18 protein-coding genes are annotated in these 22,442 nt (G+C 41.2%); 8 read left to right on the top strand and 10 right to left on the bottom strand.

From position 1 onward, the window contains the following. Positions 1-41: 41 nt before the first annotated feature. Positions 42-1,202, bottom strand: a complete 1,161-nt coding sequence (locus BUC17_RS04885) for a hypothetical protein (RefSeq protein WP_073362216.1) — start codon at positions 1,200-1,202, stop codon at positions 42-44. Positions 1,203-1,391: 189 nt separating this feature from the next. Between BUC17_RS04885 and BUC17_RS04880 the strand changes: the two genes are divergently transcribed. Next, the gene (locus BUC17_RS04880) at positions 1,392-3,305 is read left to right on the top strand and encodes a DUF294 nucleotidyltransferase-like domain-containing protein (protein ID WP_073362214.1); all 1,914 of its coding nucleotides are present in this window, start codon (positions 1,392-1,394) and stop codon (positions 3,303-3,305) included. Positions 3,306-3,307: 2 nt separating this feature from the next. Further along, positions 3,308-3,904: a 3'-5' exonuclease gene (locus BUC17_RS04875; protein ID WP_073362212.1), complete on the top strand. Its 597-nt coding sequence runs from the start codon at positions 3,308-3,310 to the stop codon at positions 3,902-3,904. 121 nt (positions 3,905-4,025) lie between these two features. On the opposite strand, the gene acs is transcribed toward BUC17_RS04875, so the two are convergent. The 9 genes from acs to BUC17_RS04830 form a co-directional block, all read right to left on the bottom strand. After that, a complete protein-coding gene (gene acs / locus BUC17_RS04870) occupies positions 4,026-5,933 on the bottom strand; it encodes an acetate--CoA ligase (RefSeq protein WP_073362210.1) in 1,908 nt (635 codons plus the stop codon). Between the two features lie 124 nt (positions 5,934-6,057). Next, on the bottom strand, positions 6,058-7,956 hold the full coding sequence (locus BUC17_RS04865) for an AMP-binding protein (protein WP_073362208.1): 1,899 nt from the start codon (positions 7,954-7,956) through the stop codon (positions 6,058-6,060). Between the two features lie 19 nt (positions 7,957-7,975). After that, a complete protein-coding gene (locus BUC17_RS04860; RefSeq protein ID WP_073362206.1) occupies positions 7,976-8,338 on the bottom strand; it encodes a response regulator transcription factor in 363 nt (120 codons plus the stop codon). Further along, the gene (locus tag BUC17_RS04855) at positions 8,335-11,028 is read right to left on the bottom strand and encodes a sensor histidine kinase (RefSeq protein ID WP_073362205.1); all 2,694 of its coding nucleotides are present in this window, start codon (positions 11,026-11,028) and stop codon (positions 8,335-8,337) included. Before BUC17_RS04855 ends, BUC17_RS04860 begins: the two co-directional genes overlap by 4 nt. Continuing rightward, a complete protein-coding gene (locus BUC17_RS04850; RefSeq protein ID WP_073362203.1) occupies positions 11,021-11,215 on the bottom strand; it encodes a hypothetical protein in 195 nt (64 codons plus the stop codon). Before BUC17_RS04850 ends, BUC17_RS04855 begins: the two co-directional genes overlap by 8 nt. Positions 11,216-11,273: 58 nt before the next feature. Continuing rightward, a complete protein-coding gene (locus tag BUC17_RS04845; RefSeq protein WP_073362201.1) occupies positions 11,274-11,498 on the bottom strand; it encodes a DUF6814 family protein in 225 nt (74 codons plus the stop codon). A gap of 11 nt (positions 11,499-11,509) precedes the next feature. After that, on the bottom strand, positions 11,510-13,048 hold the full coding sequence (locus tag BUC17_RS04840) for an MFS transporter (RefSeq protein WP_073362199.1): 1,539 nt from the start codon (positions 13,046-13,048) through the stop codon (positions 11,510-11,512). 21 nt (positions 13,049-13,069) lie between these two features. Then, positions 13,070-14,446 (bottom strand): porin, encoded by a 1,377-nt coding sequence (locus tag BUC17_RS04835; RefSeq protein WP_073362197.1) that lies wholly within the window; start codon positions 14,444-14,446, stop codon positions 13,070-13,072. Positions 14,447-14,543: 97 nt separating this feature from the next. Continuing rightward, positions 14,544-14,963: an IS1/IS1595 family N-terminal zinc-binding domain-containing protein gene (locus tag BUC17_RS04830; RefSeq protein WP_073362195.1), complete on the bottom strand. Its 420-nt coding sequence runs from the start codon at positions 14,961-14,963 to the stop codon at positions 14,544-14,546. 287 nt (positions 14,964-15,250) lie between these two features. Here BUC17_RS04830 and BUC17_RS04825 point away from each other — a divergent pair, with 287 nt between their 5' ends. The 6 genes from BUC17_RS04825 (at position 15,251) to BUC17_RS04800 (ending at position 22,436) form a co-directional block, all read left to right on the top strand. Then, positions 15,251-15,859: a flavin reductase family protein gene (locus BUC17_RS04825; RefSeq protein ID WP_073362193.1), complete on the top strand. Its 609-nt coding sequence runs from the start codon at positions 15,251-15,253 to the stop codon at positions 15,857-15,859. A gap of 1 nt (position 15,860) precedes the next feature. Then, complete coding sequence (locus BUC17_RS04820; protein WP_073362191.1) at positions 15,861-18,146, top strand: oxidoreductase; 2,286 nt, start codon at positions 15,861-15,863, stop codon at positions 18,144-18,146. 6 nt (positions 18,147-18,152) lie between these two features. Continuing rightward, the gene (locus BUC17_RS04815) at positions 18,153-19,751 is read left to right on the top strand and encodes an AMP-binding protein (RefSeq protein WP_073362189.1); all 1,599 of its coding nucleotides are present in this window, start codon (positions 18,153-18,155) and stop codon (positions 19,749-19,751) included. Between the two features lie 109 nt (positions 19,752-19,860). Beyond that, positions 19,861-20,280, top strand: coding sequence for an acyl-CoA thioesterase (locus BUC17_RS04810; protein ID WP_073362447.1), 420 nt, complete (start codon positions 19,861-19,863; stop codon positions 20,278-20,280). 4 nt (positions 20,281-20,284) lie between these two features. Continuing rightward, positions 20,285-21,256, top strand: a complete 972-nt coding sequence (locus tag BUC17_RS04805; RefSeq protein WP_073362187.1) for a carbon-nitrogen hydrolase family protein — start codon at positions 20,285-20,287, stop codon at positions 21,254-21,256. A 67-nt stretch (positions 21,257-21,323) separates the two neighbouring features. Continuing rightward, positions 21,324-22,436: a cupin domain-containing protein gene (locus tag BUC17_RS04800; RefSeq protein WP_073362185.1), complete on the top strand. Its 1,113-nt coding sequence runs from the start codon at positions 21,324-21,326 to the stop codon at positions 22,434-22,436. Positions 22,437-22,442: the final 6 nt, after the last annotated feature.

The following is a 22,442-nucleotide window of genomic DNA, read 5'->3' as shown; positions in this document are numbered from 1 at the left end:
AACTTATCGGGGCTATCACATAGCCCCGCCAAGGGGGTTTTTTACCAAATGGATTGAAGCTTTAAAAAGTCGTTCATAAATTCGTTTTTTTGAGCCTGTTTTTTTATGTAATCGTCGGAGAAAACTATTTTGATTAGTTCGTCGATTTTGGCTTTTGTTCTCGACTTGGTGACCTTGCAAGATATACTATCAAGGGGAGCAATAAGAGCAAGTTTATCACCGCCAAGGTTAATAATCTGTTGCATGTATCCCGCCAATATCTTTTCAAGGGGTTTGAGGTCGTCAGGGATTGAAAATTGTTTTTTGTCATAGTAATATCTTAATGTTGAGTTACATATTTCAGTAAGTTGGTCTTGTGTTATATCGAGAATGTTTTTAAGCGTTTTTAGGGGATTATCTTTGTTTACTTGACCATTTTTTATAAGATTCTTTTTTTGCTCGTTATTTCGTAGTGTAATTTCTTTTCTGATTAGGTTTTTTATTGATAAGCCGTATTTGAGTTGAGGAAAAAGATAGATATTATAAAACTCGGCTGATTTTGTAAGTAGTTCGTTTTCTTTGTTGTAGAATTTACAAAAAGGTGTTGAAATAAGACCCTTTTCACGGTCGCCATATATCAAACCTATATTTTTATTGATTTTTTGGGTTTCTTTTGCAGGGAAGAGTTCCACAGCATGCTTTTTTGAATCTTTAACGAGGTTGTATAAGAACTTTCGGGATTCCTTGAAAATATCAAAATCAAGCCTGTAATTAATACAAATATCGATATCATTACAGGGTGAATTAAGTATGGTTTCGGTATCTATTTTTATAATATTTGTGGTGTTGATATAATCGACAATGCGACTAATATTGTCGTTATTGATGCCTCGGAAATATTCACCGTGTAGCATTTTTGCGGTAAGGGTTAGGCGAATTGCTTCGGAATGTTCACGGAGTATATTACCTCGTTTATCTTTGAGTTCTGATAAGACGACTTTATTCATTCGGAAATTAATACCGTTGTGGTTTATCATTATTGGTTTTGGCGGGTGTAGTTCCTCAATTAAAAGGCCTGAATCGTTGTTGTCGGGATAATAGCACATATACTCGTCAGTTAGGCGGTTATCAATTATTGTAATCTTGTCAAGAGGTAAAAAAACGGTTAACGAATCTATTAACCCTTGATTTAATGGGATATCGAAAAAGTTTTGGTTTATCATTGATATTGTGCGTTTTATGCTAAAATGTACCGTATTTAATGCGCTATAATTTATATTATGTAAAATAGAATAATAAGAAGATGGTTTAGGTTATAAACATCTCATCGTTAAAACTAATCATAAAACGATGCTTCTTTATCGGTATGGGCACAAACAAATTTATAACTTTGTAGCTTAATTTTATCCGCTATGAGTAATGCAATTGCCTACCGAGTTGCCGACTTTTTAAAAGATTTTGAGCCGTTTAATTTTTTGAGTTATGACGAACTTGTGGTTATTGCTCAATCGATTCGGGTTTTAAATCTGGATAAAAACAAAACCTTATTTCAAATCAACGACGCCTTACACGATAGTTTTTACGTGGTGGCCCATGGAATCATTCAATTAATGGTGGTTTCCGACGCCGAAGAAATGCTTTTAAATAAATGCCATGCCGGCGATATTTTTGGATTGCGGCCCTTTTTTGCCAAGAACAATTATCAAATGACGGCCAAAGCCAAAGATGATTGTATTGTATACGCCATTCCTATTACGGTTTTTAAACCTTATGTGTCCAAGAATCAAGCGGTTTTGGATTTTTTATTGGAAAGTTTTGCCACCAATTCCAAGAATCAGTCCGATAAAATGGCTAAGGGACTGATCACTGATTCTATCGCGTTTAGTGAAAATCAATCCGATTTATTGTATTTCCAAACCTTGACTTACAATAGATCACCACTAAAAATCGGCATCCAAACAACAGTGAAAGATACTGCGCAATTAATTACCGATAATTTATACGATAGCGCAGTTATCACCGAGCAAGGAAATCCTGTTGGAATCGTCACGGATAAAGATTTTCGGGCCAAAGTAGCTACGGGTCGTGTTGCCATTTCGCAACCCATTACCCAATTGATGAGTGCGCCTGTGGTTACAGTAATTGAAAATATTTCAGTGGCTGAAGCGCAATTGGTCATGTTAAAGCACGGAGTTACGCACCTTTGTGTCACGTATGATGGCACCGATAAATCAGAAGTCAAAGGCATTATTTCAGAGCATGATTTGGTTGTCGCTCAAGCCAATAATCCAGGGGTTTTACTTAAAGAAATCCGAAAATCGACATCTGCTAAAGAACTAAAATCAGTACGCGACAAACTCACAGAAATCATCCAGTCGTCGCTTCAACGCAATATACCGCTTACGCACATCCAAAGTATTGCTGGTGAAATCACCCTAGCTTTGGTTAAACGTGCTATCGAATTGGCGATTTTAGAGTTGGGCTCCCCTCCTGCTCGTTATGCTTGGTTATGCATTGGGAGTCAGGGTCGAAAAGAACAATTGTTACTAACGGACCAAGATAGTATTTTGATTTTTGAAGATGTGCCCGCCGATAAGTATCGCGATACCAAAGATTACTTTATTCGTTTGGCCAAAAAAGCAACCGCGACGCTTGAAAAAGTAGGATATAAACTGTGTGCGCAAAATCATGTTGCCAGCAATATGCTGTGGTGTAAATCATTGACTGACTGGATAAAACAGTACAACAGTTGGATGAATACTCCCGGTGAAAAATCCAATGAAATTAGCAGTGTTTTCTTTGATTATGAAATGGCTTCCGGGGAGCAAAAAATCGAGGATGCGTTGACGGAGGTTATATTTAAAAATGCTAAAAACAATGTATTGTTCTACGATTTCTTGGGGAATGATGCGTTACGAAAACCACCGCCTCTAACGTTCTTTAAAAAATTCAATGTGGAAGAGGAAGGCGAATTTAAAGGTAAATTTGACCTTAAAAACCGGGCTATTTTACCTTTGGTTGATGCGGCACGTTTGCTTACATTAAGCAATGGGATAAAAGGAATCAACAGCACCTTTCAGCGGTACAAACAGCTGGCGATCATTGATCCGAAACATGCAGAAATCTATCTCAACTGCGCCGAAGCTTTTTTAACCTTGTCCAAATTCAGCACAGAAGAAGGGTTAAAAGAAGATTCTAACGGTCATTTTCTATCTTTGGAGGATATGAATAAAGTGGATAAAGAAAGACTCAAAGCGGCGTTAGTCCCCATGCGCGACTTGGAAGAATTGATTAAAGATAATTACCAACTCACCCAATTTTCCTAATTATGTTGGATTGGCTAAAAAACATACAGAAAGAATATCCTGAATTTTGGAAAACGTACCTGGAGAAAATGGACAAAAAATCCAATCGCTATGTGGCGTTTACCCTTGAAACTACGGGATTAAATTCGCGTAAAGATGTTATTTTATCGATTGCTGCCATCGGAATTGTTCAGGATCAGGTGTTAATCGGTGATGTTTTTGAAATTGCTATTCCACAGTACAAATATTTGCATGACAACGGCATTACCCATGACTTTGTTTTGGAGAGTAAAATGCCAAAATTAGCCGAACCCGCAGCGATTGAAAACTTTATCGCCTTTATTGAGAATGCGGTTTTGGTGGGGCACCGTACATATTTTGATGTAGAAATGCTCAATGAAGTACTCGAAAAATTGGGCTGCGGACGTTTACGTAATGAGGCATTGGATATTGAAATTATGTACAAAAAAGTACATGATTTGTCTGAAAAAAGCATCGCTTTGGATGAAATGGCAAAAGCCTACAAACTTCCCGTTACCGAGCACGTCTCACCTACGGATGACGCCTACAATATCGCGTTGATGTTTTTGAAATTAAAGTCTAAATTAGGTTTAAAATAAACCTGAAGTGATTAACACGTTAAGATTGTTTAATCAATTGAAATACAATTTTTTGTAAAATAAAAAAACTGCCTTCACAAATGAAAGCAGTTCCAACCAATAAAACTAAATTAACTATAAACTATACCCGTTCATTTTTGATTTCCTCAACAATTTCAGGATTCAAAAGTGTAGAAATATCACCGAAATTACTGAAATCTCCTTCAGCAATTTTGCGTAAAATACGCCGCATAATCTTACCTGAACGTGTTTTTGGCAATCCACTTACAAATTGAATTTTATCTAGTTTGGCAATGGGTCCGATTTGATCAGAAATCAATTGATTAATTTCTTTCGCAAGATTTTCGCGATTACGGGTCTCTCCTACTTCTTTCAAAATAATAAAGCCATACATCGCATTTCCTTTGATATCGTGCGGGAATCCAACAATGGCACTTTCGGCTACCGCTGGGTGTTCGTTGATTGCATCTTCTATAGGCGCAGTACCCAAATTATGGCCCGAAACAATAATTACATCATCCACTCGACCTGTAATGCGATAATACCCCACTTCATCACGCAATGCGCCGTCACCTGTGAAATATTTTCCTGGAAAAGCAGAGAAATAGGTCTCTTTGTACCGTTGGTGATCGCCCCAAATAGTTCGAGCCATACTCGGCCAAGGAAACTTGATGCACAAGCTACCGGTGACTTGATTGCCTTCAATTTCGTTACGCAATTCGTCCATCAATACCGGTTGTATTCCAGGCAAAGGCAAGGAAGCATACGTGGGTTTTGTGGGCGTTACAAAAGGAACGGGAGAAATCATTATTCCGCCAGTTTCCGTTTGCCACCACGTATCCACAAGTGGGCAACGTTTTCCACCCACATGATCGTTATACCAGTGCCAAGCTTCTTCGTTAATGGGCTCTCCTACCGATCCAATTACCTTCAAAGAAGACAAGGGATATTTTTGGACATAATCCAAACTTTCTTTCGCCAACGCTCGAATTGCCGTGGGTGCGGTGTAAAACTGATTAACCTTATGCTTCTCAATTACTTCCCAAAAACGACTAAAATTGGGATAGGAAGGAACACCTTCAAAAATCACCGTTGTTGCACCATTCAAAAGAGGTCCGTAAAGGATATAGGAGTGTCCTGTAATCCAACCGATATCTGCGGTACACCAATACACATCGTTTTCTTCGTAATTGAAAATATTTTTAAAGGTATAGGCCGTGTAAACCATATACCCAGCTGTAGTATGCAACATTCCTTTGGGTTTGCCTGTAGAACCCGATGTATATAAAATGAATAACGGATCTTCGGCATCCATGATTTCAGCTACATTGTTGGGAATAGCGTCATCTAACAAGGGTTGCAACCATAAATCGCGGCCTTCTAGCATGGCTACTTGTTGATTGGTACGACGCGCCACTAAAACGGTTTCAATCGTTGGGCATTTTTCCAGAGCTTCATCAACAATGGCCTTGAGATTGATGGTTTTATCACCGCGATACCCACCATCGGAAGTGATGACCATTTTGGCTTCACAATCCTGAATACGGGCTGCCACTGCTGAGGCTGAAAATCCAGCGAAAACCACCGAGTGAATCGCACCAATACGCGCACAGGCCAAAACCGCCACCGCCAAATCAGGAATCATCGGAAGGTAGATGCATACACGATCACCTTTTTTAATGCCTTGATCACGCAAAACGTTGGCCATTTTGGCTACACGAGCATACAACTCATTGTAGGAAATATGTTGTGCCTCCTCATTGGGATCGTTGGGTTCAAAAATAATAGCGGTTTTCTCCCCTCGTTTGGCTAGATGCCGATCGATACAGTTTTTGGTGATATTCACTTTGGCATTCACAAACCATTTGAAGTCCGCTTCCTGCATATCAAATTCCAAAACCTTATCCCATTTTTGATACCAGGTAAAATTCTCATCCGCGATGCGATCCCAAAACTTTCGGGGTTCACGAATGGATTTTTTATACATTTTAAAATAATGCTCGAGATTATTTATTCTATAATAACTCATTGTAAATCTTGTTTTATATTTTTTTGGTTATGTAAATATAGCCATTCTTCTAGTGCAGAAATGAAATATGTTGCTAAATTACTATACACAACAGGAATTACATTTTTTGCTCCAAAAGATCCTATTACGATTTGTAACTTCCAATTTTTGAAACCGACAACACGGCTTCGATTTCCTCAATAATTGCTTCATCATCAATGGTTGAAGGAATTTGAAATTCTACTCCATCGACTATACTTCGGAGAAGTTTTCGTAAAATTTTTCCCGAACGCGTTTTCGGTAACCGTTGCACTACGATCACATCTTTTAAAGAAGCTACAGCCCCAATTTGCTCGCGAACTTTTTGAACCACTTCGTGTTGCAACTGAAAATGCTCGATAGGTTCCCCCGATTTGGTAACTACCAACGCCAAGGGTATTTGTCCTTTTAAATCATCATTAATTCCGATTACAGCACATTCCGCTACCGCAGGATGCGCCGCAACAATTTCCTCCATCTCGGCTGTCGACAAGCGATGCCCTGCAACATTGATGACATCATCTACCCTACCCGTGATGAAAATATAGCCTTCTTCATCTTTATAGCCGCCATCACCGGAGAAATAATATCCTGGAAATTTAGACAAATAACCCGCGTGAAAACGGGCATTGTCTTTCCAAATGTCCAAAAGAGTTCCGGGGGGCAATGGCAATTTGATTACGACAAAGCCTTCCTCATTGGGGCCTAATTCTTGACCATTTTCAGAAAAGATACGAATATCATATCCCGCTACTGCTTTGGAGGCCGAGCCCGGTTTTATGGGGAGTTGTTCAACGCCCATCATGTTGGATATCATGGGCCATCCCGATTCGGTTTGCCACCAATGGTCAATAGCAGGTACTGGAATATGTTGGTTAAACCATTCCAAAGTCGCTACATCACAACGTTCACCAGCTAAAAATTGCGTTCGAAGGCATGACAAATCATAGGATTTAATCAATTCGCCGTTGGGATCTTCTTTTTTTATGGCTCGAATGGCGGTGGGTGCTGTAAACATTACGCTTACCTTATGCTCTGAAATGACGCGCCAAAACGTACTTGCATCGGGAGTTCGAATCGGTTTGCCCTCAAAGAGAACAGTTGTATTTCGGTTAATCAACGGACCGTAAACAATATAGCTGTGGCCTACTACCCACCCTACATCGGAGGCGGCCCAAAACACTTCTCCCGGATGTGCGCCGTAAATGTATTGCATTGAAAATTTTAAAGCTGTTGCATAACCGCCCGTATCCCGTACAATTCCTTTCGGTTTTCCTGTGGTACCCGAAGTGTATAAAACATACAAGGGATGGGTAGCCAAGACAGGGACGCACCCTACTTCTTCCGAGCCGTAAACCAACGCATCATAATCGACATCGTATTTCTGAAAAGGAATTCGTGCTCCTAGTTTTCGGTTTAACACGACAACTTTTTCCGGTTTATGGTTGGCCAAAGCAATGGCCTCATCGACCAAGGGTTTGTAGGCAATTAATCGGTCGATTTCAATCCCAGAGGATGCGGTGATAACCACTTTTGGCGTACAATCATCGATGCGAATTGCCAATTCATGCGGTGCAAATCCACCAAAAACGACCGAATGCGTTACCCCTATCCGTGCACAGGCCAGCATGGCAAAAGCGGCTTGGGGAATCATGGGCATATAGATAACCGCCGTATCGCCTGTTTTTAGTCCCAACGCCAAGAGTCCACCTGCCAATCGAGCGACTTCGGACTTGACCTCGTTGAAACTATATTGGCGAATGGTTTGGGTTACCGGCGAATCATAAATAAGTGCTGTTTGTTCGCCATATCCGGCTTCAATATGTTGGTCCAATGCTAGATAACAGGCATTGGTTTCTCCATCGGCAAACCAAAGTGGGTACCCATGGGCATCGTTAGATAGTATCGTGCTTGGCGCTTTAAACCATGGAAGTGCTTTGCTTTGTTTTTGCCAAAAGGCTTCCGGGTTACCAAGACTTTCCTGGTAAAATTCGTTGTAATTCATACTAAAGTTGGTTGTTGTTTTACGCGAGTAAGTCGGTTACTTTTTCGACTACTTTTTTCAATGAAAAGGGTTTTGTTAAATAAGCATCAGCGCCCAATGCCAGTCCTTTTTCGATATCACTTTCTTTATTTTTAGCCGAAAGGAAAATGACTTTGCAATGGTTGAGCTGTTCATTTTGGCGAATGTGTTGTAACGTTTCAAATCCATCCACCAAAGGCATCATAATATCCAAGATAATCACGTCGGGCAACTGTGATTTTAAAATCTCTAATGCTTCTTGGCCATCGCGTGCAATAAAGACTTCAAAATTGTTTTTCTTGAATGTATATTCGAGTGTCATGACAATGTTGGGTTCATCGTCTACAATAAGTATCTTTCTCATAGTTGCTCTTTTTTGGGAAGGGTAAAATGAAGGCAGGCTCCGCCAGTACTGCTATTGGCGGCCCATATTTGACCCTTGTGCATTTCAATAATCTGTTTACAAATGGCTAATCCAAGTCCACTACCAATTGGTTTTTTAAAATTTTGGTTGGTCGATTGGTAGAATTTATCAAAAATAGTTTCAAAATCTCCTTTTGCAATGCCTTTACCGTTATCGCGCACTTGTACTTCGATGGCGTCGGGTTTTTCGTGGACAGCAATAACAATAAGTCCGTTTTCATCTGGGGAGAATTTGATGGCATTGGACACTAAATTGGTGACCACTTGAAAAATACGATCCTCATCATACCATGCCATAAGGGTTGCTTTTCCCTCCAAATGAACTGCGATATTTTTATTGGAAATGAGCTGTTGTAGGGGTTCAACCGCTTTCTCAATGGTTTCCATAATGGGATGTGCGGCCAAGTGAATTTCTTGTTTTCCCGTTTCAAATTTTTCCAAATCCAAAACCTTATCAATTAAACGATTCAACCTGTCGGATTCGGAGATGATGTTTTGTAAAAATTGTTTTCGAAGCTCCTCGGGAATTTCTTCATCTTCAATCAAAATTTCACTGGCGGCTCGAATTGCTGTGATGGGTGTTCGAATTTCATGGGTAACGGTATCCAGAAACTCATCTTTTTGCTGATCTTTTTGAATTAACGAATCGTTAGCTTCTTTTAATTTGGCGGTTAATTCTTGTAATTCACGCGAGGTTTCGGTCAATTTTTTGTTTATGATGATATTCTCTTTGGATTCTTCCAAAATTTTCAACACTTCGGGTAGTGTGATTTTTTCCTCTTTTACCACGCTGGCAATCAAAATTCGTGCAGAAGCCGTACCGATATAGCCTGTAAGCAAATTTTCAGCAAATTTAACCAAGCGTGCATCGGCCAACTCTTGTTTTTGATCGACATTGTATTTGACATTGAAAATGTTCATTGCTCGTCGGGTGCGTTCTTCCCCCATGAAGCGAACGAGTACTTTTTCGATGTCATTTTTGTAAGCCGTTCCTTTCCAGATAAAGGCATTTTCGTGATTGGTACTGTAGCGGTTGATATCGACAAACATTTCGGCATAATTGCGCTCCCGATAATTTCCTTTAAAGCTAACCGAAACTGCAAAATACGTAATGAAATTAAAAAACAAACTCCAAAACAAGGCGTGTGATACGGGTTGCAAATAGTCTAATCCAAACAGCTGAAACGGTTTTAACAACGAAAAACCCCACAGCCCCTCGTTGATAAAATGCGCATTGGTATTGGTTGTACCCATCGCATAAGGAAGCAAAAGGGTGTAAACACAAATCACAAAGCCCATGATAATCCCCCAAATCGCTCCCAAACGAGAGCCTCGTCGCCAGAATAAGGCCCCAAAAAAAGAAGGTCCCAATTGGGCAATAATCACAAAGGCAACCATTCCTATCGATACCAAATTATAATCCAAACCAAAAAAACGGTAGATGAGATAGGCCAAGATGATCAAGCAAAAAATTCCAATTTTTCGGCTAGTGATGATCCGTTGACTGTTGATTGATTGTTCAGAACCACTTAAGTTTCCCAACAAGTTGTAGGGAATTAACACATTGTTGGTAAGCATATTAGACAACCCAATCGACGATACGATAATCATCGAAATTGCTGCCGAGAATCCGCCTAAAAAGACCAAAACTGCCATAGCTGTGTTTTGGAAATGCAAGGGAATCAGCAAAGAATACGCATCGGAATTTACACTTTTGCCTTCAAAAAGAATATTTCCTCCCCAAGCGATGGGATAGACAAAGAGGTTAAAAATCAACAGATATAACGGGAACAACCAAACTGCGGTTTTGAGGTGATTCTCGCGGTTATTTTCAACAACAGCTACGTGAAATTGACGCGGCAAGAGAAAAATAGCAAACATGGAGAGAATACAAAGTAATCCCCAATTCATGGCTTGCGGCAATCCTCCGATGGTATTTCGCGCTACGAAATCAGGCAAATGTTGTGCTTTTTGGTAAATATCGTCAAATCCGTTGTACACTCCGAAGGTTACATAGAGACCGACCACTACAAAAAAGACCAATTTCAAAACACTCTCCAACGCCACGGCGGTAACAATTCCTCTTCGTTTTTCGGAGGCATCTACGTACCGGGTTCCATAATAGGAAGCAAACAAAGCCAAGGCAATGGCCACATAGGTGGTATTATCATCAAAAATATTCGTTCGAATAGGAGTTTGGGTCACCACATGAAAGGTTTCGGCAATAGCTTTGAGTTGCAACCCAATGTAAGGTACGATTCCTGTGAGGCAAATTACGGTGACAATCGCACCCAAAAAACGACTGTTTCCATACCGCAATGAGATAAAATCGGCGATACTTGATATTTTATTGATCCGTGAAATTCGTATAATCCGTCGTAAAATAATAATCCAAGCGGGGGCAATGATTACGGGACCTAAATAAATGGGTAGATAACTTAATCCGCTATCCGCTGCTACTCCAATACTTCCATAATACGTCCAAGCCGTACAATACACAGCCAAAGACAGGGTGTAAACATAGGGATTGTTGGTCATCGGTGAGCCTTCTTTTTTTTCTGCCCAATGCGCAATAAAAAAAAGCATCCCCAAATAGAGACCCAAAATTACGATAAGTACAAGGCTACTCATGGTAACGTTTTACAATAATCAACGTGATCAAACTAGCAAAAAGCCATAAAGAGAAAATATACACATAAATGAGCGGAAACCCGCCAATAGATGTGGCCGAATCAAAAAGTAACACCAAGGGAAGATTGAATCCTAATCCAAGGACTAAGGTGATAATCAATAATTTTTGTTGGTGTCTTTTTTTCATGACTAAAAATACCCAAAGCCCTTGTGAAAGAGCTTTGGGGTGTATATTAGATGGTTATTTAATCGTAATCTTCATCATATTCATTGGTTAGGCAATAATACCCAAAGAGTCCCAACCCTGATACAACCAAAGGTAACAAAATAAAGAAGATAATAATTCCAAAAACCAAATCATCTTGCTTTCCTGAAGACAATTTTCCACCAAAGATGGCGATACAATAATAGGAAACTGCTGCTGCGAGTAGAATCCAAATAATTCCTAAAAGTTTTTTTAATGCATTCATAGCCCAGCGTTTTATTCGTGAAGTGTGTTAATTTTTTTATCAATATAAATCATCCCAATGACAAAACAGACACCCGCGATGATAATCGGATACCATAATCCCTCGAGGTAAAATTCAACATCGCCCGCATCTTTAGCGGTGGTAACCAAGTAGGTTGAAATGGCAGGAAGCAAACCTCCAAAGATTCCGTTCCCCACGTGATAGGGTAATGACATCGAGGTGTAGCGAATTTTTACCGGGAACATTTCCACCAAGAAAGCGGCAATAGGACCGTAAACCATGGTTACAAAAATAACTTGTATGAAGACGAGGAAAACTAACATCCATCGGTCGGCATTATTTATTTTCTTGGTGATTTTGGTTTCCACTTTTTCTTTCCCTTTGTCGTCCAACATCACTTTTCCTTCTTCCATGTGGATGGTTTTGATTTCTTCAACCGTTGTACCATCGGTGTAAGCGCGGTTTGTGGTATAAATAGAGTCTATTTTGGTTCCTTCTACCACTTTCATTGTAGGAACGGTAGTTGTTTTTTCTACTATTTCCGTTTTCTTGGTTAAATCGGTGGTCGTATACATCGCGCGATAGATTGGTCGGTAGGCGATAATTGCAATCAACATACCAAGCATCATAATGTTTTTTCGACCTACTTTGTCACTTAATTTCCCAAAGACCACAAAGAAAGGTGTCCCGAGAACAAGCGCAATACCCAACAACGTGTCAACTTGTGACGAGTCAATAGCTTGAACGGTTTTTAAGAAATTCATGGCGTAAAACTGACCAGTATACCATACCACCCCTTGTCCCATAGTAGCACCAAATAGAGCCAATAAAACAAATTTTAAGTTGTATTTATTACCAAAACTTTCTTTCAACGGATTGGCTGCTGTTTTTCCTTCTGCTTTCGCTTTGGCAAAAACGGGTGATTCGTGCATTCCTTTACGAATGTAATACGAAACTACAACCATCAATACCGATACCCAGAAAGGCACACGCCATCCCCAATCTTCAAAAGCTTCTTTGCTCATGACTGATTTGGTAATTAAAATCACCATAAGGGATACAAAAAGACCTACGGTAGCAGTGGTTTGAATCCACGAGGTCCAGTACCCTCGTTCTCCTTTGGGGGCATGTTCAGCCACATAGGTTGCTGCTCCGCCATATTCACCGCCAAGGGCAAGACCTTGTAAAAGGCGAAGAATCAAAACCAGTACGGGCGCCATAAATCCGATGGTTTCGTAACTGGGAATACAACCGATTAAGAAAGTGGCTCCTCCCATTAACATTAAGGTAACCATGAACGTGTATTTTCGTCCGATAAGGTCGCCCAAACGTCCGAAGAATAATGCTCCGAAAGGACGAACCACGAAACCAGCAGCAAAGGTTGCTAGGGTAGACAAAAAGGCCGCGGTGGGATTGTCGGAGGGGAAGAATTTGGTAGAAATAACTACGGCTAAACTCCCAAAGATGTAAAAGTCGTACCATTCGATCATGGTACCCATGGAGGAAGCGGAAATGACTTTCCAAATTCCTTTTGATGATGCTTTGCTCATATTATTGTTGGTTAAAAAAGGTTATAAATAAATCTGTAATTGCACTAAAATTTCCCCTTTGTAAGAATCAATCTTGTCCACAGCAGTATACACGGGGCGTGTAGAATATTGGGCTGTGATTTTGGCATGATGCCCATCAAGGAAGAAATTGGTACCGATATCAAACTGACTGCTGGCTTTTTTCAAAGCGTCAAAGTCTTTATAGGTGTAGGCTGCAAAGGGTTGCACGCGTACTTTTGGTTTTTCATCTTTATTCGGAATCAAATACCCGGCTTGGGTGTACCAAATCGTACCTGAACCCACCATAGGTTGTAAATTCCCCGGACCTGCCAAGGCACGTGTTCCCGTATAGGTATTATCTGCTACTCCTTCATTCATGATCCCGATATTGCGTAAATAGTTTGGTCCGAAGTCGTAATCATACAAAACACTATACGCGGTAATGGCTGCTTTTTTGGCTTTGTCACCTACGGGTAAATCCAAAAAGACATCGCCCGAAAACAAATTGATATCATGGCGTTCGGTGACTCCGTTGACCGAGGTTTTCGTTCCACTAGGTGCTGTATAGAATCCCGCTCCGATGTTGAACATTTTTTTGGTACCTAAATAAGTTCCTACTTTAAATGGCAACAAATTGGATTCTTTGTCAAAAAATTGGTATTCAAAATAACCTGCTTTAGACCAACGGGCATTATTGTTATTATCAACAGCTACCGCTACATTGGGATCGGTTACATTGACAGGGGTAACATTAGTCGCGAAAGGTTTGTTGATACTCATGCGATACTCCAAACGATTGTATTTCCCTTTAACAAAGATTCCCATTTGGCGTGCAAATTGATCCGAGTTTTCGATCAAAGGCCAGTTGAAAATCGGTGCATCAATGGTCATATAATTTAACGTCGAAGACATGGTCATGCGTGAAAGTCCCATGTAATAATGCAAACCGGCACCGACAGACAAACTGAAGGGTTTGTTTTCTTTGGGTAAAACGACGGCATATTCATTCCATGCATCGTGAAAGAAAAGGCCTGGTTTTTTTCCAGCACCGTATCCACCAGTGTTTTGCGAACCTGCAGCTCCACCATTGATAAACGTTTGATTGTTAATCCCGATGTGGGTTACAATCATGTAGCGGGGCGAAATTTGCGCATAGGCCAAGATGCGTAACCGGCGTAATCCGATATCCTCTTGTTTGGTGGCTCCTTGTTCTCCAATCATGGTGCCCGGATTTAATTCGGAAGAACGCGCCCAGATTTGGTTCCATGCTATGAATCGCATGTACTTGGAACCTTCTGTATTCAAATTGAATTTTAACCCACCTCCATAATCGGGTGAGCCTTGTGCGAATGATAAAGCAGCACTCCATAACGCTGCTAAAACAATTCCTTTTTTCATACTTTAAAATTTGGTTAGTAATACATTTTGCAGTACCAAATTCTAAATATTTGTTAAAGGAAAAAATTAATGTATATATTTCTGTAAAGACTATAGGTTAGTCCTTAAAACGCTCCCATTTTATGAGCATGAACTTATCTCCAAGTTCGGTTATGATCATCCCTGCTCCTTTCAATTGCTCTTTATTTTTCAGAAATTCAACCAGTTCCAGATGATTATAAATCTTATAGGTAGGATGATAGTCGGTATGATTGGGTTTGCTAATTTTGAACTCTTTCACCCAGTTGCTTACGGTAACATGGGAAACCCCGATGATCCTTTCAATTTCACGAAAGCTTAATCCCTCCAAATACAATTGAAGCGCTTTGGTCACATAATAGCTGTCAATTTTTTTTCCTAATTTATTGACGGTAAAGAAGTAGTTACATGATTTGCATAAATACCGCTGACGATCTTTGATGACGCCACTTTTTACAATGATCGTATTTTGACACTTAGGACAGGCTGGAATATCCATATATATAAATTTTGCATAAATATACTAATTTAGCAAATGTACAAATACATAAATCAAATTTTTTTCAAAATATTTTTTCACTATTCAAATAATTAACCGCTAAATATCGAAGAATTATCAGTGTTTTAACGAATGGCGGCTTTCAAATTCGAGTTCATTTGCCTTTTTCATCAAAGTGAAGCGACTCATCAATCCTTTTATTGATTCATTATCAAATGATTGCTTTGTTTGATAAATAATTCTCATTTTTTCATCGCTTTTTTTTATCTTGTCTGAAAATTTTAAACATGCAATTTGATCCTGAAAACTTGGAACAATCCGCAATATACAAGCTGTTAACGGGTACCATTATCCCTCGACCCATTGGATGGATTTCTACCGTTGATGCTCATGGCGTGAATAATCTCGCACCATTTTCATATTTCAATCTTTTGGGGGATGATCCACCCCATGTGATGTTCTCCACCCGACGGGATAACAATTCCAATAAAGACACGCTCAATAATGTCTTAACCACAAAACAATTTGTGGTGAATATGGTGACTGAGGATGTCGTCGAACAAATGAATGCAACTTCGGATAAACTTCCCCCTGAAATTGATGAGTTTGAACATGCCGGCCTCACCCCTATTCCCTCTTTAAAAGTCAAACCCATGCGGGTCAAAGAGAGTCCGATTCACCTTGAATGCGAACTCGTACACCATTACTTTTTGGAAGGACATCAACAAGGGGGTGCTTGTGTACTTATTGGTCGCGTGATCTTGATGCATTATGATGATGCTGTCCTGCTTGATAATTACAAAATTAATCTCGAGAACTACAAACCCGTAGCACGTCTTGCAGGAGCCAACTATTCTAAATTAGGTGAACAATTTGCCATAAAACGAAATTCTTAACATGAAAATTACAGTAATCGGGGGCGGCCCTGGCGGTTTATATTTTTCAATTCTAACCAAAAAAGCATTACCCCATTGTGAAATTGATATTTACGAACGCAACCGTCCCGATGACAGCTTCGGCTTTGGCGTCGTTTTTTCCGATGAAACCTTGGGCGAATTCCTCAAACGCGATATGGAATCCTATGAGTTGATTCGCTCTAATTTTGCCTATTGGGACGATATCATCATTGCGCGTGACGGACAAGAAGTGAGTATCGCAGGCAATGGATTTTGCGGCTGTTCCCGAAAAACCTTATTGAAGCTGTTACATCAACGCTGTTCCGAAGAAGGCATTCGCTTGCATTTTGAACAAAATGTAGACGATCTATCCCAATTTGCCGATTCAGATATTATCTTGGCCTCTGATGGTATAGGAAGTGCGATTCGATCACAATTTGCCGCAGAATTTGGGACGCAAATCGAACTCAAAAGCAACCGTTTTGTGTGGCTCGGTTCGACCAAACCCCTGGATGCTTTTACTTATTTCTTTCGCTCTACGCCGCACGGAATCATCGTCGCACATTCTTACCAGTATGAACCTGGCATGAGCACGTGGATTTTTGAATGTTCCAACGACACCTGGGAAAAACATGGTTTTGAAGTGACTAATGAAGCAGATACCATTGCCAAAATCGAAGCAATATTCAAAGAAGAACTCGACGGTCATGGCTTGATATCGAATAAATCACACTGGCGGCAGTTTCCCCATGTGACCAATAAAAAATGGTTTCATAACAACATTGTACTGTTAGGCGATGCTAAAGCTACGGCCCACTACTCTATCGGATCAGGAACCAAACTAGCCATGGAGTGCGCCATCGGACTCTCTGATGCCGTAATAGCCAATCCAAATAACGTGCAAGCCGCTTTTCATCAATACGAACAATCGCGTCGTAATACGGTCGAAATGATTCAATATGCAGCAACGGTCTCTTTGGATTGGTTCGAACACATGGATCGACACATGCAACATCCCTTCTACCAATTTGCTTTTGGTTGCATGACGCGTTCGAAAAAAGTGACTTTTGAAAACTTAATGATGCGCGACAAATCGTTTACCGATAAGGTTTTGGCCGAATTTAATGGCAATCAGGAAGCCAAACCCGCTGCTTTTCACGACTTCAAACTCCGTGATTTAGTACTCCCAAATCGAATTGTCATGGCGCCCATGGGACAATATCGCGCTGAAAATGGTGAAGTTAATGATTGGCATTTTCAACATTATACCTCGCGCGCTGTAGGCGGAGTCGGACTTCTATTAACCGAAATGACAGCGGTTTCAGAAACAGGTCGTATCACTTTAGGTTGTGCAGGATTATATTCTCAAAATCATATAGATAAATGGAAACGAATTACAGCTTTTATCCATCAAAATACCGCTGCCAAAATTGGAATTCAATTGGGGCACTCTGGACCCAAAGGCGCGACCAAACGACCAAATGAAGGAGCAAACCAACCGCTTGAAAATCCCTGGGAATTGATCGCGGCTTCTGCTATTCCTTTTGCAGAAGGAATGCCTACCCCAAAAATCATGACTATCGCTGACATGGATACCGTTACTGCACAATTTGTGCAGGCTACCCAAAATGCTGAGGCGGCCGGATTTGATCTTGTCGAACTCCAAGCCCATCATGGATTTTTGTTAGCTTCTTTCCTTTCACCCTTAACCAATCAACGAACCGATGAGTTTGGTGGCAGTATAGAAAACCGCTTAAAATTCCCACTTCACGTATTTAAAGCCATGCGTGCTGTTTTTCCAAATGAAAAACCCATGTCGGTTCGCATCTCCGCTTGCGATTGGGCCAAAGGTGGAATCACCGAAAATGAGGTGCTTACTATCGCTAATGCCTTTAAAGAAGCAGGCGCCGATTGCATCAATGTTTCTACCGGAAATACCGTAAGTCATCAAAAACCACTGGTCGGACGCATGTGGCAAACTCCATTTTCGGATGCCATTCGCAATACCGTTCACATTCCGACCATCACCGCAGGATACATCCAAAATATTGACCAAATCAATACCATTTTATTGAATGGGCGTGCTGACATGGTGGCGTTGGGCCGACCTTTATTGTTGGATCCGTATTTTGTGCGTAATGCACAAGCGTATGAAAATTATCGTCCCACCGATATTCCCGATTCCTATTTTGCTGGAACCTCGCATTTGTATCCGTATCTAGCGGCCGAACGCAAACAAATGGAATCGATGAAGAAAGTTTTAAAACCGAAGAGTAATAAAAAATAAACTGTCATGAAACATTACACCGATACGTTTGCTCATGATCATTTGCCCGAACTCTCGGCACAACCGGGCTATTCCTTTTTGGATTTACCCCAGTTTCAACGTCCCGAAATGCTCAACTGTGTCGATCGATTGCTGGACCAACACATTCGAGAAGGACGCGGAGAACAACCGTGTTTGCATACGTTTGAAACCACTTGGACTTATCAAGAATTGTTCGAAAAGAGCAATCAAATTGCGCAAGTGTTGGTGCATGATCTCAAACTCCAGTCTGGAAATCGGGTGTTGATTCGTTCCGCCAATTCGCCCATGATGGTCGCTTGTTGGTTCGCTATTCTCAAAGCCGGCGGAATTGTAGTAGCCACAATGCCTTTGCTACGCTCCAAAGAACTCACCACGATTATCGATTGTGCCGAAATTTCCCATGCCTTTTGTGCCGCCGATCTGGAAGAAGAAATGCATTTGGTGAAAAGTGATAACCTACAGTCGGTGTGCTATTTTGGAAACGGCCAATTGGAAGCCTTAATGGCAAAATACGAACCCGTTTTTGACAATTACCACACGCATTCTGAAAGTGTAGCATTAATCGGGTTTACCTCAGGAACCACAGGTTTGCCCAAAATGACGGCGCATTATCACAGAGATATCCTCAATATCTGTGAGGCTTTTCCCGCCTATTCGCTCCAACCCACTGCTGATGATATTTTCATTGGTAGTCCGCCAATCGGATTTACCTTCGGTCTCGGCGGATTGGTGCTGTTCCCACTTTATTACGGCGCTTCCACTTTTTTAATCGAAAAACCAAGTCCGGACCTGCTTCTGCAAGCGATTCAAGACCATAAAATCACCATTTGTTTTACAGCACCTACCGCTTGGCGGGTCATTACAACCAAAGTAAACGATTACGATATTTCCAGTTTGCGCAAATGCGTATCTGCTGGAGAAACGCTTCCGTTGAAAGTTTGGCAAGACTGGTTTGACGTGACCGGACTTAAAATTATAGACGGTATTGGAGCCACTGAAATGTTGCACATTTTCATTTCTTCTAACGAAACAAACATGAAACCTGGCGCAACAGGATTACCCATAACCGGTTATGAAGCCAAGATTGTGGATGCATCGGGTACCGAAATCACGGATGGAACTCCCGGCCGTTTGGCTGTTCGCGGTATCACAGGCTGCAAATACCTTAACCGTCCCGAAAAACAAGCGGAATATGTGCAATACGGTTGGAATCTTACGGGCGATGTTTTCCGAAAAGACGAAGACGGCTACTATTGGTTTGTGGCGCGTGGCGACGACATGATTATTTCCTCGGGCTACAATATTGCGGCCATTGAGGTTGAAAGTGTGTTGATTGGCCATGAAGATGTGGCGGAATGTGCGGTGGTGGGACTCCCCGACGACGAACGTGGAATGTTGGTTTGTGCCTATATTGTATTGAATGATACAACTAAAGCATCGGATGTATTGAAAAACCGTATTCAGCACTGGTTCAAAGAAGTAGCGGCTCCCTATAAATACCCACGTGTGATTCATTTTGTGGAAGCGCTGCCCAAAACCGAAACGGGAAAAATTCAACGTTTCAAACTTAAAAATCAAGATTAATGTATATTTGAATAGCTTTTATTTTTGGAGCTATTTCCTGCTTTCCGCTGTATCTCTCCGCTACGCTACGAGGATGCCGCTTCAATCAGGGCTAAAACAAGTACTACCAATGAACTATTTTACTAAAGAAGAAAAAATTCGTTTCCAACATATTGACTACGCCGGGATTGTTTTTTATCCCCGTTTTCTCGAAATGCTCAATGCCCTTGTCGAAGACTGGTTTGAAGAAGCGCTCGATCGCCCCTTTCATTTGATGCATGAAACCAATGGCATCCCCACGGTCGATTTAAAAGTTCAATTCAAGAGTCCGGCCCGCCTCGGAGAAACCATTACCAAGCATTTATGGGTCAAAGAATTGCGTAATTCGTCTATGCTTTGTGGTTTTAAATTTGAAAACGCCCAACAAAAAACGGTACTCGAAGGTGAAGTCACCTTAGTGAATGTGAAAATCGCCCACGACCGAAACAGTATCAGTTCGGAAGCTTTTAATGAAACAATGAAGTTAAAAATCCAACCCTTTTTGCAATAAAACTATGGAATTTAAAAAATTTAAAGCCGCCACCGTACAAACGTCGCCTGTTTTTCTCAATGTTCCTGCAACAGTAGAAAAAGCCATTCGTTTTATCAAAGAAGCGCATGACAACGGTGCTACATTGATTGCATTTCCCGAAGTTTTTATTGCAGGCTATCCCTATTGGAATTGGGTAATGACGCCGGTGCAAGGCAGCGCATGGTACGAAAAGTTGTACCGAAATTCGGTAGCTGTTAACGATGCCGAAATGCAGCCGTTGTACCAAGCAGCTCGCGACTACAACATGCATATCGTCATCGGTATCAATGAACGCGGTACAAGTTTTGGCGAAATTTACAATACCAACTTAATTATCAACAACCAAGGGGAAATCATTGGAAAACACCGAAAATTAGTCCCTACTTGGGCTGAAAAATTAACGTGGACCTCAGGTGACGGTTCATCGTTAAAAGTATATGACACCGAAGTGGGTCCGCTAGGAACCCTCGCCTGTGGTGAAAACACCAATACTTTGGCGCGTTTCACTTTATTATCACAAGGCGAATTGGTGCATATTGCCAATTACATTTCACTTCCCGTTGCTCCACCCGATTACGATATGGCTGAAGCGATTAAAATTCGGGCGGCTGCCCATTCTTTCGAAGGGAAATTGTTCACCATCGTTTCCTGTTCGACCATATCTCAAGAAATTAAAGAGGCTTTACGAGCGGATGTGCCTACTATCGATGCTTTATTGGATCGTAAAAGTTCGGCCTTCTCGGGATTCATCGGACCCAATGGTGCAGTAATCGGCACCCCCTTAATTGACGATGAAGGCATTGTATATGCCGAAATCGATTTGGCAAAATGCATCCAACCCAAGCAAATGCACGATATTTTAGGGCATTACAACCGCTTTGATATTTTTGATTTGCGGGTGAATGTGGCGCCTACAAGAAAGATAACTTTTGTGGAGGGGGAGGATGATAAATAATATTATTAATTATTAATATAGACCTAACAGGTTTTAAAAACCTGTTAGGTCTCCGAAATAAAAAACCATGGAAGAGCAACACTATTCCGATGATGTATACGGTAGAGCGCGCGTGAATGATACGCCCGAACTCGAAGCGTATTACAAAGAATTAGAAACCTTAGGCGCCGGTGCTTTATGGACCGTTGCCAATGATATCGAACCTTGGGAGCCGCGACCCAATTCCGTTCCCATGTTATGGAAATACGACGATTTACGAGCGCTGGTGCTCAAATCGAGCGAACTCGTCACGCCCGAACAAGCTGGGCGACGTGTAGTCTATCTGGTCAATGACAAACGCAAAGACGTTTCGGCCGCTGTGGGTTGGTTGTATACCGGAATTCAGGTTACCCGCCCGGGTGAATCGACATCGGCACACCGTCATCGCGCTTCTGCGTTGCGTTTTATCATGGAGGGTAGTAAAGGATATACGGTAGTCGACGGTAATAAAATCATGTTGGAAGTCAACGATTTTGTGATCACACCCAACTCCACTTGGCACGAACACGGCGTAGAAGCCGACGGTCAAACCTGTATTTGGCAAGACGGTTTGGATATTCCGCTTGTGAATGCTTTAGAAGCCAATGATTATGCGGTATTTGATGGCAAGCAACCCTTGGACGTGCCGCTGAATTATTCGCCGAAAACCTATAGTGGTGTCGGACTCATTCCTGCCGATGTGCAGTGGGATAAGCCCTATTCTCCCCTATTTAAATATTCCTGGAGCAAAGTCTATCCTGCTTTGTTAGAAGCATTGGAAGTAAATCCAATCGATCCTTTTGATGGCATTCACCTGCGCTACAGCAATCCGCTAACGGGCGGACATGTGATGCAAACCATGAGTGCTTCCATGCAATTATTACCCAAAGGATTCAAAGGAAAAGCCCACAAACATACGGGGTCGTTTGTGTACCAATGCGCCAAAGGAAGCGGCTATTCTATTATTAATGGGAAACGCTTCGATTGGAAAGAACGCGATATTTTCTGTGTGCCCTCATGGGCATGGCACGAACATCACAATGCCTCTGAAACGGAAGATGCCTGTTTATTCCACTTCAATGATTTACCTGTAATTGAAGGCTTAGGCTTATATCAAGACCGCATTTTAACCGAAAATAACGGACATCAAATCATTAGTTAAAAAGTA

The organism is Flavobacterium fontis, from assembly GCF_900129405.1.
GTDB lineage: Bacteria > Bacteroidota > Bacteroidia > Flavobacteriales > Flavobacteriaceae > Flavobacterium > Flavobacterium fontis.
Note: the sequence above shows the minus strand (reverse complement) of the source record. Positions and strands in the feature narration are given on the sequence as shown.